General features: G+C 64.2%; 17 protein-coding genes. 5 read left to right on the top strand and 12 right to left on the bottom strand.

The window, feature by feature from the left end:
- Nucleotides 1–178: 178 nt before the first annotated feature.
- Both infA and B9A19_RS11855 read left to right on the top strand, forming a co-directional pair.
- Nucleotides 179–439 (top strand): translation initiation factor IF-1, encoded by a 261-nt coding sequence (infA, locus tag B9A19_RS11850; protein ID WP_084091014.1) that lies wholly within the window; start codon nt 179–181, stop codon nt 437–439.
- 21 nt (nt 440–460) lie between these two features.
- Nucleotides 461–649 (top strand): hypothetical protein, encoded by a 189-nt coding sequence (locus tag B9A19_RS11855; protein WP_139798800.1) that lies wholly within the window; start codon nt 461–463, stop codon nt 647–649.
- A gap of 48 nt (nt 650–697) precedes the next feature.
- On the opposite strand, the gene B9A19_RS11860 is transcribed toward B9A19_RS11855, so the two are convergent.
- The 4 genes from B9A19_RS11860 to B9A19_RS11875 all read right to left on the bottom strand — a co-directional run bounded on the left by B9A19_RS11860 (nt 698) and on the right by B9A19_RS11875 (nt 5,799).
- The gene (locus B9A19_RS11860; RefSeq protein WP_084091016.1) at nt 698–1,804 is read right to left on the bottom strand and encodes an outer membrane protein assembly factor BamB family protein; all 1,107 of its coding nucleotides are present in this window, start codon (nt 1,802–1,804) and stop codon (nt 698–700) included.
- Nucleotides 1,805–1,814: 10 nt separating this feature from the next.
- Complete coding sequence (locus B9A19_RS11865) at nt 1,815–2,678, bottom strand: AraC family transcriptional regulator (protein ID WP_176216904.1); 864 nt, start codon at nt 2,676–2,678, stop codon at nt 1,815–1,817.
- A gap of 113 nt (nt 2,679–2,791) precedes the next feature.
- Nucleotides 2,792–4,249 (bottom strand): NAD-dependent succinate-semialdehyde dehydrogenase, encoded by a 1,458-nt coding sequence (locus tag B9A19_RS11870; RefSeq protein ID WP_139798801.1) that lies wholly within the window; start codon nt 4,247–4,249, stop codon nt 2,792–2,794.
- A 242-nt stretch (nt 4,250–4,491) separates the two neighbouring features.
- Nucleotides 4,492–5,799 carry a hemolysin family protein gene (locus B9A19_RS11875; RefSeq protein ID WP_084091018.1) on the bottom strand — a complete coding sequence of 436 codons (1,308 nt, stop codon included), beginning with the start codon at nt 5,797–5,799 and terminating at the stop codon, nt 4,492–4,494.
- A gap of 160 nt (nt 5,800–5,959) precedes the next feature.
- Between B9A19_RS11875 and chrA the strand changes: the two genes are divergently transcribed.
- From chrA to B9A19_RS11890, 3 genes are all read left to right on the top strand, one after another.
- Nucleotides 5,960–7,315, top strand: a complete 1,356-nt coding sequence (gene chrA, locus B9A19_RS11880; RefSeq protein WP_084091019.1) for a chromate efflux transporter — start codon at nt 5,960–5,962, stop codon at nt 7,313–7,315.
- Nucleotides 7,316–7,396: 81 nt separating this feature from the next.
- Nucleotides 7,397–8,137, top strand: a complete 741-nt coding sequence (locus B9A19_RS11885; RefSeq protein WP_084091020.1) for a dienelactone hydrolase family protein — start codon at nt 7,397–7,399, stop codon at nt 8,135–8,137.
- A gap of 110 nt (nt 8,138–8,247) precedes the next feature.
- The gene (locus tag B9A19_RS11890; RefSeq protein WP_084091021.1) at nt 8,248–8,919 is read left to right on the top strand and encodes a hypothetical protein; all 672 of its coding nucleotides are present in this window, start codon (nt 8,248–8,250) and stop codon (nt 8,917–8,919) included.
- Nucleotides 8,920–8,922: 3 nt separating this feature from the next.
- Here B9A19_RS11890 and B9A19_RS11895 read toward each other — a convergent pair whose 3' ends face one another.
- From B9A19_RS11895 to B9A19_RS11930, 8 genes are read right to left on the bottom strand one after another with little or no spacing between them, the layout of a single operon-like run.
- A complete protein-coding gene (locus B9A19_RS11895; RefSeq protein ID WP_084091022.1) occupies nt 8,923–9,345 on the bottom strand; it encodes a nuclear transport factor 2 family protein in 423 nt (140 codons plus the stop codon).
- Nucleotides 9,342–10,133, bottom strand: a complete 792-nt coding sequence (locus B9A19_RS11900) for an SDR family NAD(P)-dependent oxidoreductase (RefSeq protein WP_084091023.1) — start codon at nt 10,131–10,133, stop codon at nt 9,342–9,344. Before B9A19_RS11900 ends, B9A19_RS11895 begins: the two co-directional genes overlap by 4 nt.
- Before the next feature lie 8 nt (nt 10,134–10,141).
- Complete coding sequence (locus tag B9A19_RS11905; RefSeq protein ID WP_084091024.1) at nt 10,142–10,666, bottom strand: DUF3833 domain-containing protein; 525 nt, start codon at nt 10,664–10,666, stop codon at nt 10,142–10,144.
- Complete coding sequence (locus B9A19_RS11910) at nt 10,663–11,916, bottom strand: MFS transporter (protein ID WP_084091025.1); 1,254 nt, start codon at nt 11,914–11,916, stop codon at nt 10,663–10,665. Before B9A19_RS11910 ends, B9A19_RS11905 begins: the two co-directional genes overlap by 4 nt.
- A complete protein-coding gene (locus B9A19_RS11915; RefSeq protein WP_084091026.1) occupies nt 11,913–12,440 on the bottom strand; it encodes a chalcone isomerase family protein in 528 nt (175 codons plus the stop codon). The genes B9A19_RS11910 and B9A19_RS11915 overlap by 4 nt, the downstream gene beginning before the upstream one ends.
- Nucleotide 12,441: 1 nt before the next feature.
- The gene (locus tag B9A19_RS11920; RefSeq protein ID WP_245804330.1) at nt 12,442–13,653 is read right to left on the bottom strand and encodes an SAM-dependent methyltransferase; all 1,212 of its coding nucleotides are present in this window, start codon (nt 13,651–13,653) and stop codon (nt 12,442–12,444) included.
- A 2-nt stretch (nt 13,654–13,655) separates the two neighbouring features.
- Nucleotides 13,656–14,459 (bottom strand): DUF1365 domain-containing protein, encoded by an 804-nt coding sequence (locus B9A19_RS11925; protein WP_084091028.1) that lies wholly within the window; start codon nt 14,457–14,459, stop codon nt 13,656–13,658.
- Entirely contained in the window at nt 14,456–15,769 is a 1,314-nt protein-coding gene (locus B9A19_RS11930) for an NAD(P)/FAD-dependent oxidoreductase (protein ID WP_245804331.1), read from the bottom strand. The genes B9A19_RS11925 and B9A19_RS11930 overlap by 4 nt, the downstream gene beginning before the upstream one ends.
- Nucleotides 15,770–15,915: the final 146 nt, after the last annotated feature.

A 15,915-nucleotide genomic window follows, 5' to 3' on the forward strand; every position in this document is an offset into this window, starting at 1 on the left:
ATGTTCACCACGCTTGATCCCGCCGGTCGTTCCGCTTGAACGATCCATGGCGGCCTGCCCCTGCGCAGGTGCTGCCGCGGCCTGGACTTTCGTGCCCGTGCTCCCCTAACCGGTGGTTTGACAACGGGCCCTACTCATCTGCAAGGTGCAAGTCGCACTTGCAACAGCGGAATCCGTCATGAAAGAAAAAGAAGGCACCATCTCGTTCGAGGGCAAAGTGACTGAAGCATTGCCTGAATCGCGCTTTCGCGTGATGCTGGAAAACGGCGTGGAAATTCTGGCTTATGGCTCCGGCAAGATGAAGATGCACCGCATCCGCGTTCTGCCCGGCGATAGCGTGACGGTCGAAATGTCGCCCTATGATCTGACCAAGGGTCGCATTACCTTCCGGCACGCAACCCCCCGTCTGGAGGGGATGCCGGCCTATCGACGCCGCTGAGATTTCATTACTGGAAAATTGTTGATTATTCGAGAACTACAGCCGGGCGACTGCTTCGCCCAAGACGTGAACGGCCATGCCGTTTGTTTTGAAGTCATTGCCATTCAAGCAGTCGGCCACCAGTATCAGGTGACCTTCCGCTCTGACGGTGGCGTCAGCTCCGCGCGTTACTCCCCTAGCGCCGTGATTGCCACCGCCATGCTGCACTAAGCTGGAAGTGCAGCGTCAAGTTCGACGCACAGCACCGCGCTGCATGCTTTAACGTAGCGCCACGCCGTACAGCTTGCCGTCCTCTGTGCCCACAATCAGCGTATCGCCCAACACGATAGGCTGGCCGAACAGGCCGGACGGCAAGGCTTTTTGCCAACGCAGTTGGCCATCCAGCGCCACCGCGCTGACCTTGCCGGGCTGGCCGGGGTGATACGCGTCGCCCGTGGTCAGCAACAGCTTGCCATCGTCCACCAGCGGTGCGGTAAATGCATTCTGGCCGGTATCGATGCGCCAGCGCTCCTTGCCGGTGGCAGCATCCAGCGCCTGGAAGAACAATCCGTCCGACGTACCGATATAGACTGCATCGCCGCGCACCAGCGGCGAGCCGACTACCCACGAGGTATCGTGGCTGCGCTGCCAGCGCGGTTTGCCGGTGTTCAGATCAAACGCATGCACGGCAGCATCACGGCTGCCGTAAATGCCCAGCTGCTGCGCACCCTGCTGCCACACCGCAATGCGTGACTGAATGGCATTGCGGCTGGGCGTCTGCTGCCAGAGCAGTTTGCCGCCGGGCAGCGACAGCGCGCTGAGCTGGCCCGCATTATCGGCCAGCAGGATGCGCTCGCCGCTGATGGTGGGCGTGGCCATGATGCGATCGCTGCTCTGGTATTGCCAGCGTGGTGTGCCGTCGGCGCGGCTAAGTGCATGCAGGGTGCGGCCCATGGCTACCAGCAGCAGATCGCCCGCCAGCAGCGGGCTGCCCTGATAGCTGTCCCAGATTTGCAATCCGCTCCAGTCGCCCTGGTCACCCAGATCGCGCTGCCACAAGATGCGCCCGTCGGCCACGGCCAGCGCGTAGAGCTGGCGGCTGGTCTGCACATAAATGCGCTCGCCATCCAGCGCAGGCTGGCTGCTGAGCGAGCCTTTCAGCGCCACCTTCCAGCGCGGAGTGCGGCTGGGCCAGTTGAGGCCCTGCAGACTGCCGGCAAAGTTGCCGACCACCAGCACATCACCCGCCAGCAGCGGTGCGCTGCGTATGGGGGCGCCGGTGGCCAGCTGCCAGCGGATATCGCCCGGCGCGGCGGTGGCCAGCGGTTGAAAGACGAGTTGGGCCAGCGCCAGCAAACTGCCAAGCGCAAATCGGGAGGTACGCACGATGAAATCCTCAGCGGGGGTGGGATTGGATGGGCAGATAAAGCGTGTGACAACGCACCGGCTGCGCGCGCTGATAGGCCTCGATCATCGGCCGGCGCGGGTCGAGCGTATAAGGGTGATCGGCCGGCCAGCCAGCCAGCAGGTTGCGCCAGCTCAGATAGGGACCACCGTCTGGCAGTGACATGGCGGCATACAGGCCGCCGGCCAGTTGCACATAGCCCAGCCCGGCCGGCACGGCCTGCATGGGGGCCAGTGGTACGCACAGGTCAAAGCAGCACTCCTGCTGCCGGCGCAGGTGCAGCAGATCATGGCGCACGCCATAACACTGGGCCGAATCCGGCATGGTTTGCAGCGCGGCCAGCGCCTGTGCAATCAGCGCGCTGCCCCACACGCCGCGAAAACGCCGGTACACCATGTATTGCGCCGGCAACTGCAACACCTGCAAAACCGTGGGCAAGGCGAGTGCGTCGGCCAGGTATTCTGCATCGGTGGTATCGGAAACGGGTGTGCCATCCGGTGCTTGCCGGCCAGCCCAGTCCTGCCAGCCGCCGTAACGCCAGTCACGCGCACTCATGCCGAACTGCTGGCGGAAGCCGCGCGAGAACGAGCTGGCATGGGCAAAGCCACAAGCCTCGGCCAGCAGCTCGCCATTCGGCGCCCGCCCCAGCAAGCGATAGGCCGCCGCATACAGCCGCCGCTTGCGCAGCAGCTCGAACGGCGCCTCGCCCACCTCGGCCTCGAATGCGCGCACGAAGTGGCTGCCGGAATAGCAGGCCACGCCAGCCAGCTCGTCCAGGCTGAGCGCTTGCGCATAATGGCGGTTGATGTGGTCGACGGCGCGTTCGATACGCACCCGGCGGGCTTGGGTAGTCACGGCAGCTATCTCGGAGTGAATGACTGCATCATGCCCAGATTTGCGGCTGCTGAATTAGCCGCAGTTGCGCTTTTACGCCATGCGCCCTCTCGCAGGAAGAGGCCGCATCTGCGTCAGCCTATGCCACCCAGGCACAGATACTTGAGCTCCAGATAGTCATCCAGCCCGTATTTCGAGCCTTCACGCCCCAGGCCGGATTGCTTGATGCCGCCGAAGGGGCCGACCTCGTTGGAGAACGCGCCAACGTTGATGCCGACCATGCCGTATTCCAGCGCCTCGGCCACGCGGAAGATGCGGCCGATGTCGCGGCTGTAGAAATAGCTGGCCAGGCCGAATTCGGTATCGTTGGCCATGTGGATGGCGTCGGCTTCAGTCGTAAAGCGGAACAATGGTGCCAGCGGGCCGAAGGTTTCTTCGCGCGCCACCAGCATGTCGGCCGTCACGTCGCCCAACAGGGTCGGCTCGAAGTAGGTGCCGCCACGCGCATGGCGCTTGCCGCCGACCAGCAAAGTAGCCCCCTTGCCCAGTGCATCGATGATATGGGCCTCGACCTTGCTGACCGCCTCGTCGTTGATCAGCGGCCCCTGGTTTACGCCCTCTTCCATGCCGTTGCCGACTTTCAGCTCGGCCATGCGTGCGGCCAGCCGCGTGGCAAAGGCGTCGTAAATGCCGTCCTGCACCAGCACGCGGTTGGCGCAGACGCAGGTCTGGCCGGTGTTGCGGAATTTGGAGGCCATCAGACCATCGACGGCGGCATCCAGATCGGCATCGTCGAACACGATGAAGGGCGCATTGCCGCCCAGTTCCATCGACACTTTCTTGATCGTACCGGCGCATTGCGCCAGCAGCTTCGCCCCCACGGCCGTACTGCCGGTGAACGAGAGCTTGCGCACGGTCGGGTTGGTGGCAAATTCAGTACCAATGGCGTCCGCACCACCGGTCATCACGCTGAATACGCCAGCCGGAATACCTGCCTGCCCGGCCAGCTCGGCCAGTGCCAGCGCGGTCAACGGCGTCAGGCTGGCGGGCTTGACCACCATGGTGCAACCGGCCGCCAGCGCGGCGCCGGCCTTGCGGGTAATCATGGCGGCGGGAAAATTCCACGGCGTGATGGCCGCACACACGCCCACCGGCTGCTTGAGCACCATGATGCGCTTGTCGGCTTGCGGGTGCTGCAGCACGTCACCGTCGATACGGCGTGCTTCTTCGGCAAACCATTCGATAAAGCCGGCGGCATAGGCAATCTCGCCCTGCGATTCGGCCAGCGGCTTGCCCTGCTCGGCGGTCATGATGCGCGCCAGGTCCTGCTGATTGGCCAGCATCAGGTCGTGCCAGCGGCGCAGCAGTTGTGCGCGCTCCTTGGCCGAACGGGCGCGCCAGCCCGGCAACGCCGCCTCGGCAGCGGCAATGGCGCGGCCGGCCTCGGCTGCGCCCATATAGGGCAGCTCGGCCAGCAACGCGCCGGTGGCCGGGTTATGGACGGCAAAGGTACGGCCGTCATCGGCGGCCGACCAGTTGCCGGCCAGATAACAGGCTTGCTTGAGCAGGGCCGGGTTGTCGAGTGTCAGCACAGTGGGCTCCTTGCAGATGGGCAAACAGTATGAGGGAAACGCCGGGCGAAAGTGCCCGGCACGATGTTGAGGCGATCGCTCAAGCCGCGAACAAGAACCGCTGCACGCCGCCAGCAGTATCTGGTGCAGCCCTCACTGCGCGGCGTGGAAACAGCGGCGCCGCTGCGCCGCCGCCAACCGCATGGCATAGCGGGCAGCAGCACTGCGCGGCAAGCCGCGCCGGCAGCGGCGACGCACCGCCATCAGCCTTCATCCTGCTTGGGATAAACGCGCAGCAGCACGATGCGCGGGCCATTCATTTTCTTGACCACCACATCGAATAGCGCGAACTCGATCCGCTGGCCCTCGCGCGGCAGCTCGCCCAGTTTGCCCAGCACAAGGCCGCCAACGCTGTCGGCGGTGTCGTCGTGTTCGATATCGACGCCGATGGCGCGCTCCAGCGTGAAGATGGGCAGGCTGCCCTTGCCGATCAGCGAGCCGTCATCAAGGCGCGACCACTCGTTTTGTGACTGGCGGTATTCGTCGCGGATTTCGCCTACCAGCGCGGCCAGCAGGTTATCCAGCGTGACAAAGCCCAGCGGCAGCTCGTCGGCATCGACCACCACGGCAAAATGCGGTGCGCCAGTGCGGAAGCGGCGGAACAAGGCGGTGGCTGATTCATCCGGCGCCACGCTCTCCACCGGGCGCAGCAGCGCCTTGAGTTCATCCGGCAGCGTGCCGCGCTCCATGGCAAAGAACACATCCTTGAGATGAATCATGCCCAGCACGCGGCCCTCGCCATCCAGCAGCGGATAGCGGCTGTAGCGCGTTTGCACCATGCGCGCCAGGCTGATGTCGATCGGGTCATCGACCGACAGTGCCACCATCTCGTTGAGCGGACGCATCAGATCGCCGACATCCAGCTCGCGGAAATCCAGTGAATGCGCCAGCACGCGCCATTCATCGCCGCTGAAATCGTCCGACTCGCGCGAGCCGCGCAGGATGAGCTTGAGTTCCTCTGGCGAATAATCGCCCTCGTGGCCGTGGGCACTGTCGAGGCCCAGCAATTTCAGCACGCGGTTGGCGCTGTGGTTGAGCACCCAGATGCCGGGGTACATCAGCCAGTAAAACAGATAGAGCGGTGCAGCCGTCCACAGGCCGACGCGCTCGGACATGCGGATCGCCATCGATTTGGGCGCGAGCTCACCCACCACAATGTGCAGATAGGAAATGGTAAAGAACGCGAAGAAGAACGAGATCGCATGCACGACCTCCGGCTTGTGAATGCCGGCAAGCTCCAGCACCGGGTGCAGCAAGCTGGCAAACGCCGGTTCACCGATCCATCCGAGGCCCAGCGAGGCCAGCGTGATGCCCAGCTGGCAGGCCGACAGATAGGCATCCAGATCGCCGTGCACCTTGGCCAGCAGGCGGCCGCGCAATCCGTGCCGCTTGGCGATGGCCTTGACCCGCGTCTGGCGCAATTTGACCAGACCGAACTCGGCCGCGACGAAAAAACCATTCAGCAGCACCAGCAACAGTGCGCCAACCACCAGCAATAAAGTACTACCCATGACGTGCGCCAGACACGGCGCCCTGTGTTTGCGGCGTATCCCGCCCCGCTATTGTGCCGGATCGCGCCCGCTTCGTCCCGCCCGTTTCATGCCGGCGCTCATGCGCCCCAGGCGCCTTGCCCTGCTAAACTGGCACGGACTTTCACCCCATGACGCCATCATGCAACGCGATCTTCCCGCACAACCACCCGCAACCATCAGCTACTGGCAAGCGCTGCTGTTCTGGCTCAAGCTCGGTTTCATCAGCTTTGGCGGGCCGGCCGGGCAGATCGCCATCATGCATCAGGAGCTGGTCGAGCGCCGGCGCTGGATTTCCGAGCGGCGCTTTTTGCACGCACTCAACTACTGCATGGTGCTGCCGGGGCCGGAGGCACAGCAGCTCGCCACCTATATCGGCTGGCTGATGCACCGCACGCGCGGCGGGCTGACTGCGGGCATCCTGTTCGTGCTGCCGTCGCTGTTCATCCTGATCGCATTGTCATGGGTCTATATCGCCTTTGGCCAGGTGGACTGGGTGGCCGGACTGTTTTACGGCATCAAGCCCGCCGTCACCGCCATCGTCGTCCATGCGGCGCACCGTATCGGCGGGCGGGCGCTGAAAAACCGCGTGCTGTGGGCCATTGCCGCTGCCGCCTTCGTCGCCATCTTTGTGCTGAAGGCGCCGTTCCCGCTCATTGTGGCCGTGGCAGCACTACTGGGCTGGCTGGGTGGCCGTTACGCCCCCGGCTACTTCGCTGGCAGCGGCGGCCACGGCAAGGCACAAGCCAGCTATGGCCCGGCGCTGATCGACGACGGCACCCCGCCCCCGGCACATGCGCGCTTTGGCTGGGGCCGGCTATTGGGCGTGCTGGCTGTGGGCCTGCTGCTGTGGCTGCTGCCCATGGGCGCCCTGTTGGCCATCGACGGGTGGGAGGGCAGCTATACGCAAATGGGCTGGTTCTTCAGCAAGGCCGCCTTGCTGACCTTTGGCGGCGCCTATGCAGTGCTGCCCTATGTGTATCAGGGCGCCGTCAGCCACTATGGCTGGCTAAGCCCCACGCAGATGGTGGACGGGCTGGCGCTGGGTGAAACCACACCGGGGCCGCTGATCATGGTGGTGGCCTTTGTCGGCTTCATCGGTGCCTATACCCATGCGCTGCTGGGGCCGGATGCACTGTTCGTGGCCGGCGCGCTCGGCGCAGCGCTGGTAACGTGGTTTACCTTCTTGCCGTCCTTTGTGTTCATTCTGGCTGGCGGCCCGTTGGTGGAGGCCACGCATGGCGACCTGAAATTCACTGCACCGCTCACCGCCATTACCGCTGCCGTGGTCGGTGTCATCGTCAATCTGGCGCTGTTCTTCGGCTACCACGTGCTGTGGCCGCTGGGCTGGCACGGTTACTTCGACTGGCCATCGGCGCTGATCGCACTCGGCGCGGCGGTGGCGCTGTTCCGCTACAAGCGCAACGTGATCCACGTGATTGGTGCCTGTGCGCTGGCCGGGCTGCTCATCAAGGGTCTGTTGCCGGCAGTCGGGTGACCGGCGCATGGGCAAAGCATCACGCGTCGGCCATAATCACGCGCTACACTTGCGTCACCATTACATCAGGGACATCCGCCCATGCTTATCCAGAGCCAGCACGTCGATCTGACCACGCCCACCGGCACCATGCGCACCTATGTGCATCGCCCGGCAGACGGCGGCAAATACCCGGTCATCCTGTTCTATTCGGAAATCTTCCAGCAGACCGGCCCGATCGAACGCGCAGCGCGGCTGCTGGCCGGCCACGGTTATGCCGTGCTGGTGCCCGAGGTATTCCACGAACTGAACCCCATCGGCACCGTGCTGGCCTATGACAACTACGGCCGCGACAAGGGCAACGCCGACAAGGCCGCCAAGCCGGTCACCGACTACGACGGCGACAACCGCGCCATGCTGGACTGGGCGGCGCAACAGCAATGGAGCAATGGCCAGTTCGGCGCCATGGGTTTCTGCATTGGCGGCCACCTGGCCTTCCGCGCCGCGCTGCAGCCCGAGATCAAGGCCACCGCCTGCTTCTACGCCACCGACCTGCACAACCACACCATCCCGAATGCGCCGGGCCAGCACAGCATGGAGCGCCTGGACGACCTGAAGGGCGAGCTGTTGATGATCTGGGGCAAGCAAGACCCGCACATCCCCGCCGCTGGCCGCGCCGAGGTCTATCGCAAACTGGCCAGCGCCGAACTCAACTTCACCTGGCACGAGTTCAACGGCCAGCATGCCTTCATGCGCGACGAAGGCGAGCGCTACGACCCGCAACTGGCGCAGACCGGCTATAACCTGGCACTGGGGCTGTTTGGCCGCGTGCTGCGCGGTTAAACGGCAAAGCCAGCTTGATGGGCAAGGGAATCCTCGGATCCAACCTTGCCCGTTGAGCCTGCCAGGCACCCTGCCATGTTCTGCCGCAAGCAAACCCGAGGCAGCGTCGCATGCTGCGATTGATTTGGCGCATTGCCCTCAGCGTCGGGCGCATTGTGCTCGCGCTGCTGCTATGCCTTGCCGCCCTGCTGGCCTGGCGCTACTGGCCGCGCGCCGACGCGTTCTACCTCACCCAAGCCGATCTGGCCGACCGCAACTACCTGCAAACGCGCGCCCGTTTGCTGGATCAGGCCGGCGGCGGCACCGCCGGGTTTGACCTCAGCCGAGCTTACAGTAGCGTGTTTGCCCACCGTATCACCAGCGGGCAGCGCTGGGTGATCGGCTATCGCCAGTACCAGGCCGGCTCGCCACTGTGGACCGATAGCGCGGGCTTTCGCAAACTGACCATCGTGGTGCCACCCCTCAAGTTTGGCAGCGTGCAAACACTCCCGGCCGGGCCACTGCTGCTGGCGATCGAAACCAGTGGCGGCTCGGCGTGGCCCCACGATGCCTGCTCATTCCAGCTCGCATCAGGCCAGGTTGTACTGGATGCACGCAGTCGTCGTCTGAAAGTGGCCATCCGTGGAGAAATGTCCGCTGCACGTTCAGTGCACGACAGCGACTGCGGTGTTACTCATCCGATCAACGAGCAATTCATCGCCAGTCCGATCTCGCTGACCGAGCTTACCCCCTGGCTGGGCAAGGCAGGCAAGTATCCCTACGATGAAAGTTATCGCCACTGAACGCTACGAGGGCTTCACCGCAAACTGCCGCCGCAGCCAGCGTACCGGGCCGCCGATGACGGGCAGTTTCTGGAACAGCTCCTCGGCGGCATCCCAGTAATCGCGGTGGTCGATCACCAAGCCGTCGGCATCAAAGCGCAGGTGGCTACCACCCAGCACCGTGTAGGTTCTGCCCTTGAGCGCAAAGTGGAACTCCCACGTCACAAAGGCTTGCGTGCCCTGCTCGATGCGCTCCAGCATCACGAAGCGCGGGTTGTCGGTGGTGTCGAACATGTGCTCGAACAAACGCCGTATCGCCACCACGCCGCTGACGTCATTGAACGGGTCCTTGAAGCGCGCCTGCGGGGCATAGAACTGATCAACCTGTACCAAGGTGGCAGGGGTGAGCGTGGTGTACCAGTCCAACAGGGCATCAAGGCAGGTCATGGCAGATTCAGCGTGCGGTTGAGCAGGTAAAAACGCCAGCGGTACGGCAGCAGGCGCAGCAGCTGCAGTATGGCGGTAAAGCGGCGCGGAAAGTCGATTTCGAAGCGGCCACGGGCAAGGCCTGCCAGGATGGCCTCGGCGGCCTGTTCAGGCGTCAGCAGGGCCGGCATGGTGAAGCGGTTGCGGGCAGTCAGGCGGGTTTTCACAAAACCGGGGTTGATCAGGAATACGCCTATGCCGCGTGGCTTGAGGTCGCAATACAGCAGCTCGGCCAGGTTGATCAGCGCAGCCTTGCTGGGGCCGTATACCGTCGCCCCCGGCAGGCCCATATAGCCGGCCACGCTGGCCACCAGCGCAATGCTGCCGTGCTGCTGTGCGATCAGCGTGGGCAGAATGGCTTCCAGCCCGTAATACACGCTGGCGAGGTTGACGCTCAAGGTGTGGTGCACGTGGTCGCTGTCGATTTCCCATGCGCGCTCGGGCCGGTATTCGGCGGCGCAGAACACCACCAGATCGATGCCGCCCCAGTTGGCCTGCAGAATGGCATTGGCAGCCCCCCAAGCGGCAGGGTCGGTGGCGTCCATGGGCAACACCAGCACCTGTGGCCGGCCCACGGCCATTTCATCCAGCGCAGCCTGATTGCGTGCCGACAGCGCCACGCGTGCGCCACGCGCCAGCAACGCTTGCGCAAGGGCAGCGCCGATGCCGCTGGATGCACCAATCAGCCACACGCGCCGGTCGCGCCAGTCACGCAGCGGCGGATTGAGAGAGGGGAAGATTCCGTGCATGGCGCACCTCACTGCAGCTTGCGAAAGAACAGCGTGACCTGACCCAGCTCGAAGCCAAGCTTGCTCATGCTGGTACGGTTGATCAGCGTCGTATCGTCCTGCAAATACATCCAGTCATCCATCTGCACGTCGTACACGTTGTCGTCCACCGGCAGGCGCAGGGTATAGCGCCAGTGCAGCGCATTGCCGGCCAGTTGGCCCACTGCCTCGCCGACCACATCGCCCGCCGTGCCGCGCCAACTGCCATCGGGCTGCCGGGAGAGCGTCCATACGCGCTGCTGGGTGCTGCCATCGCTGTAAACGAAATGCTCGTCGAGGATCAAACGCCCCTGCTCGCTACGGCCGGCTATCTGCACATGGAAGCGCTTGACCACCTCGCCGCTGCGTTTCTGGAACATGCCCCAGCCCTCGGTCTTGCCGCTGAAATAGCGCACCGGGTCGAACACCGGCTGCTCGTTGCGGTAGTGCTGCACATCCGGCCCGGCACAACCCAGCAGTAACGCACAGGCCGACAACATCCACTTCGGTTTCATCGCACATCCTCCTTGCCGGCATCATCGATGCCACGCAATACAAACAAGGCCAGCAGCTTGATCACGCAGGGCAGCCCGGCATAGCACACCGCCAGTGCCATCCCTGCGCGTCCGTCGCCCAGACCGGGCTGGTAGCCCAGCTGCGCCAGCAGCGGCAACATCAACCCGGACAAGGCCAGTGCCAGCTTGCCCAGCATGGTCCACACGCCGTAGTAGCCGGCCGGCGGCTCGCCGGGTGGAATGCGTTGCGCCAGCAAGACCGGTGGCAGGGCGAGATCGGCACCCAGCGTCAGCCCTGCCAGTGCGCACACCAGCAGATAAGGTACGCTGTCGCCGCTGCCCAGCATCGCCGCCCAGACAAAGGCGACCACCGCCAGCAGCATGCCATGCCGCCAGGCAGCCACTACGCCGATACGGTCAGCCAGCCATGCCCACGCGGGCAGGCCGGCCGCACCGGCCAGGAAATACACCCCCAGGAAAATGCCGCTCCAGCCCGGTGCGGCAATCCTGTCGGCAATGAAGAACATGGCAAGGGTGGCCGGAATGGACACCGACAGCGCATTGAGGAAATACGGCCACAGCAGGCGCCGGAATGCGCGGTTGCGCCACGCACGGTGCCACGATGGCTGCTGCACGCCGTGCACGTGCCACGCTGGCGCCCGCCTGAAGAGCAGCCACAAGCCCAGCAACAGCAAGACCGCAAACAACAGCGCATAGGCCGTCATGCCGGTGTGGGCGGCAAATCGGGGGTTACGCATCAACCATACCGGCAGCACGCTGGCCAGCACCACGCCCAGCAACCCAGCCGCCTCGCGCCACGCGGCAGCCTTTGTGAGCGGGCCGGCAGACTGGCCCAGCCTAGCGCCCCAGGCCAGATAGGCGATGTTGATCAGGCTGTGCGCGACATAGGTAAGAATCAGCATGAACGCCAGCCAGACCACCAATGCACCACCCCGCACCGGCGGCAGCCACAAACCGGCAAACGCCAGCGCCAGCACGATGGCCGCATTGCCCAGCAGCCATGCCAGCCGCCCCTGCTGCACCGCGTGATCTATCCAGCGCCCCAGCCACGGGTCTTGCGCCGTATCGACCAGGCGCGCGAAAAACAGCACCGCGCCGGTAGTCGACAGCGCCATGCCCAGCTGACTGGCGTAATAGGCGGGGGCCTGCACATAGACCGGCAGCGCCGCCATGGCCAGCGGCATGCCAAGCATGCCATAGGCGGCCAGCGAGCCATGCCGGGGCATCATTTCCCCTCACCCAGCAGGCGGCGGCGCAAGGCCGGATCGCGCGTTTTTTCATCCAGCCAGATGGCGAAGAAGGCGCGGGCAAATGCCGGGTCGGCGATATCGGCCAGCTCACGCTGCGCGCTGTAAAAACGGCAGCCCTTGCCGGGTAGATACAGCCCGATCAATTGCTCACCGGCCTTTACGTCGATAAAGGCTTGCTGCATCAAGGTTTGCCAGCGCTCCAGCTGTGCCGGCCCGATCTGCTTGCCGAAAATGCGGCGCATTTCATCGACACTGGTCGAGACAAAACGGTCACGCGAGATATCGCGGTGATAGGTCAGCTCGAGCGCAAACGGGCTCGCCCCGTCCAGCATGGCTGGCGTACTGGCAGCATCGGTCCACAGGCGGGCGCTGTAGATGCGAAAGCCGAAGTAGCGGAAATCACCCTCGCCCACCAGTTGCGGCTTGCGCAGTTCATCCTGCCAGCCAGCGCTGGCGACGGTGCTGACCAGCAGCACGCAGAGCAGACAGGCCAGCCAACGCATGTCAGCCGCCCCGCGCCAGCAGGAACTGCATCACATCGGTACGGCCTTCGTCGAAACCAGCCTCGCAGTAGGCGAGGTACAGCCGCCAGATACGGATGAAGGCGTCGTCAAAACCCTGCGCCTGTATAGCCGGGCGCGCAGCCTCGAAGGCGCTGCGCCAGCGGCGCAAGGTTTCGGCGTAGTCGGGACCGAAGGCGTATTCATCCTGCACAGCCAGACCTCCCTGGCGCGCCACTGCAGCAAAGCGCGCCGGGCTGGGCAGCATGCCGCCCGGAAAGATGTATTGCTGGATGAAGTCGCTGCCGCTGCGATAGCGCTCGAAACGGTCATCGGCAATGGTGATCGACTGCACCAGCGCCTTGCCACCAGGCTTGAGCACGCGGCGCAATACCTCGAAATAGCCGGGCCAGAAGCGCTCGCCCACCGCCTCGAACATTTCGATCGACACCACCGCATCGAATTCGCCGGCCAGATCGCGGTAATCACGCAGCTCGAGGAAAGCCTGCCGGCCAAGCTGGGCGGCGGCGACGCGCATGCGGGCGATTTCCAGCTGGGCTGGCGAGATGGTCACACCATGCACGTGTATGCCCTGCTGCGCCGCATGCAGCGCAAAGCCGCCCCAGCCACAGCCGATTTCCAGCACCTGCTGGCCGGGCGTGAGGCCAAGCACGTCGATGATGCGCTGGTACTTGGCGGCCTGAGCCTGCGCCAGCGATTGCGACAGCTCACCGCCGAACAGCGCGCTGGAATAGGTCCACGATTCGTCCAGCCATAGCCGGTAGAAATCGTTGCCGATATCGTAGTGCGCATGGATATTGCGCGCGCTGCCCTCACGGGTATTGGGCCGTAGCCAGTGCTTGATGCGGAACCACAAGCGGCTGAGCCGGCCACCGAACAGCGCGCGCTCCAGCGCATCCTCGTTCTGCAGCGCCAGCCGCAATAGTGCAGCCAGATCGGGGCTGTCCACCCAGCCGGCGCGATAGGCCTCGGCAAAGCCGATATCCCCCGCCGACAAGATGCGCGCGCAGGCGCGCCAGTCGTTCAGACGCAGCTCGGCGCCGGGGGCGCTGTGCGCATCGCCGAACAACTGGCGATCCCCCAGCGGTGAGATCAGTTGCAGATGGCCCACGCGCAGATTGCGCAGCAGCGTATAAAACAGCCTTGCCGCAGCAGGGGCGCTGGGCGGCAGGCCGGCCAGAGTGGTGTCGGTCATGGTCATTCTCCTGCGTTGTTCTGTACGGTGCCGGTCGTCACGGCATGGCCGGGTGGCGCTGGCTTGCGATGGAAGGGGACACGCTTGCACCACAGGCGCAAGGCCTGCCAGTGGATGCGGGCAATCACGCCCAGCGCGAGCAGCGGCTGACGCAGCAATACCCGGCGCAGCAACGCCGGGCTGAATGGCGCGCCATGCCCGCCGATGGCGGTTTTCAGCAGCAAGCCCTGGGCGTCGGCGTAATCGATACCCACATGGCGCGTGCTGCCTTGATCACGGAAATGGAACTGATAGCCGCCCTCGATACTGCAGAACGGCGAAACGTGAAAAGTCTTGCGGCAAGCCAGCACCGTGTCCCCGGCGATCTCGCCGCCGTCGGCCGCGGCCAGCAGATAGCGGTGGTGTTCGCCGAAGGTGTTGTTGACTTCGGCCAGCACGGCGCGCAAGGCGCCCTGTGCATCGTGGCAGTACCAGAAGCTGACCGGGTTGAACACGTAACCGAACAGGCGCGGCATGGTCTGCAGGTGGATGGCGCCATCGGCTGGCAACCCGGCATCACGCAACAGACTGCGCATCCATTGCTGCAAATCGCTGCCGTCGCGTGGGCCGTAATCTGCGGTGCGCAGGCTGAGCGGTCGCCAGCAGTCGATGCCGAACCAGCGGCTGCCGGTTTCACCCAGCCGCGCCAGATCAAGCCGCACATGGAACACCGGGTAAACAAAACGATTGCGCACCGGGCGCAGCCGCTCGTGCATCACCTGCCCGACGATGAGTTCCGCAGCGGCTTGCAGCGCGGGCTGGCTCATAGGGCCGCCCAATCCGGCAATACGCCAAAATCGGCGGCAACGCGCAGCGCCGACTTGAGGCCGTCTTCATGAAAGCCGTAGCCGGTCCATGCACCGGCATGCCAAGTCTGCCGGTGGCCTTGCAGTTGCGGCAGCCGTTGCTGGGCAGCAATGGCGGCCTGGTCAAGCAAGGGATGTTCGTAGTCGAAGCGCGCCAGTACCGAGTGCTCGGCTGGTTGGGTGTAGGGATTGAGCGTGACCACCACCGGCGTTTTGAAAGGCAACTGTTGCAGGCGGTTGAGCAGATAGCTCACGCAGACAGGGCGCTGCCCGTCCTGCGCCTGCCCACCCAGATAGTTCCAAGCAGACCAGACTTTCTGGCGACGCGGCAGCAGGCTGATATCGGTGTGCAGCACTGCGGTATTGGGCTGGTAGCGCACGGACTCCAGCAAGGCGGCTTCGTCACCGTCGGCGTCGTGCAGCAGGCCCAGGCTGCTTGGCGCATGCGTGGCCATAATGACCGCGTCGAAGTGCTCCACGCCGGCGTTGCTGCGTATGCTGGCCCCTTGTTGGTCGCGCAACACGGCATGCACACCCGCATTCAGCCGCACATCCGGCAAGGTGGCGGCGATACGGCGTACATACTCGCGCCCGCCGCCCAGCACTGAGCGCCATTGCGGCCGGTTGTTGACCTGCAGCAGGGCGTGGTTGATGCAGAACTGCAAAAAGGTCTGCGCGGGAAAGCGCAGGATGTCTTTCGGTGCACTGGACCAGATGGCGGCCGCCATGGGCAGTAGATACAGATCGCGGAAGGCGGCGGAATAGTTGCCCGCCTCCAGCAGCTGCCCCAGCGTCTGCGCCGTACCTTGGGCGGCGGCCAGATAGGCTGGCGCCGCCGCGTTGAAACGCAGGATGTCGCGCAGCATGCGCAGGAAGCGCGGCGACAGCAGGTTGCTGCGTTGAGCAAACACGGTATCCAGATTGGTACCGGCCCATTCCAGCCGCCCGTCGTCCATGCTCACCGCGAATGACATGTCGGTGGCGTGCGATGCCACGCCCAGCTCGGCAAACAATGCAATCAGGTTGGGGTAGGTACGATCATTGAAGACCAGAAAGCCGGTATCCACCGGTCCGGTGATGCCGTCGAGCGTGATGTCCACGGTATTGGCGTGACCACCAAGGTAGGCAGCATTTTCAAACAGTGTGACCTGATGCCGACGTGCCAGCAGATAGGCACTGGCCAATCCGGCGATGCCAGCCCCCACCACGGCGACCCGCAGGCCCGGTGGCATGTCGCTACGTTTTTCAATGCCCTGTACTGCAATCTTCACTTCGCCGGTCCTTTTGGCTTGGCACCGCAAATACAACCTGTCTGCCGCATGGATGAGACATCAGCAAGACAGGGCCGCAATCCGGTGCTAAGATTTCGGTTAACCACTCTGTTAAAAAATCTACCACACAGTAAACAAAATTACCA

This window comes from Andreprevotia lacus DSM 23236 (assembly GCF_900176275.1).
Classification (GTDB): Bacteria; Pseudomonadota; Gammaproteobacteria; order Burkholderiales; family Chitinibacteraceae; genus Andreprevotia; species Andreprevotia lacus.

Bases quoted from the DNA above. Each gene is read 5' to 3' on its own strand.
- infA (WP_084091014.1), top strand. From the start codon at position 179: ATGAAAGAAAAAGAAGGCACCATCTCGTTCGAGGGCAAAGTGACTGAA.
- B9A19_RS11875 (WP_084091018.1), bottom strand. From the start codon at position 5,799: ATGGGTAGTACTTTATTGCTGGTGGTTGGCGCACTGTTGCTGGTGCTG.
- chrA (WP_084091019.1), top strand. From the start codon at position 5,960: ATGCAACGCGATCTTCCCGCACAACCACCCGCAACCATCAGCTACTGG.
- B9A19_RS11885 (WP_084091020.1), top strand. From the start codon at position 7,397: ATGCTTATCCAGAGCCAGCACGTCGATCTGACCACGCCCACCGGCACC.
- B9A19_RS11890 (WP_084091021.1), top strand. From the start codon at position 8,248: ATGCTGCGATTGATTTGGCGCATTGCCCTCAGCGTCGGGCGCATTGTG.
- B9A19_RS11895 (WP_084091022.1), bottom strand. From the start codon at position 9,345: ATGACCTGCCTTGATGCCCTGTTGGACTGGTACACCACGCTCACCCCT.
- B9A19_RS11900 (WP_084091023.1), bottom strand. From the start codon at position 10,133: ATGCACGGAATCTTCCCCTCTCTCAATCCGCCGCTGCGTGACTGGCGC.
- B9A19_RS11905 (WP_084091024.1), bottom strand. From the start codon at position 10,666: ATGAAACCGAAGTGGATGTTGTCGGCCTGTGCGTTACTGCTGGGTTGT.
- B9A19_RS11910 (WP_084091025.1), bottom strand. From the start codon at position 11,916: ATGATGCCCCGGCATGGCTCGCTGGCCGCCTATGGCATGCTTGGCATG.
- B9A19_RS11915 (WP_084091026.1), bottom strand. From the start codon at position 12,440: ATGCGTTGGCTGGCCTGTCTGCTCTGCGTGCTGCTGGTCAGCACCGTC.
- B9A19_RS11920 (WP_245804330.1), bottom strand. From the start codon at position 13,653: ATGACCGACACCACTCTGGCCGGCCTGCCGCCCAGCGCCCCTGCTGCG.
- B9A19_RS11925 (WP_084091028.1), bottom strand. From the start codon at position 14,459: ATGAGCCAGCCCGCGCTGCAAGCCGCTGCGGAACTCATCGTCGGGCAG.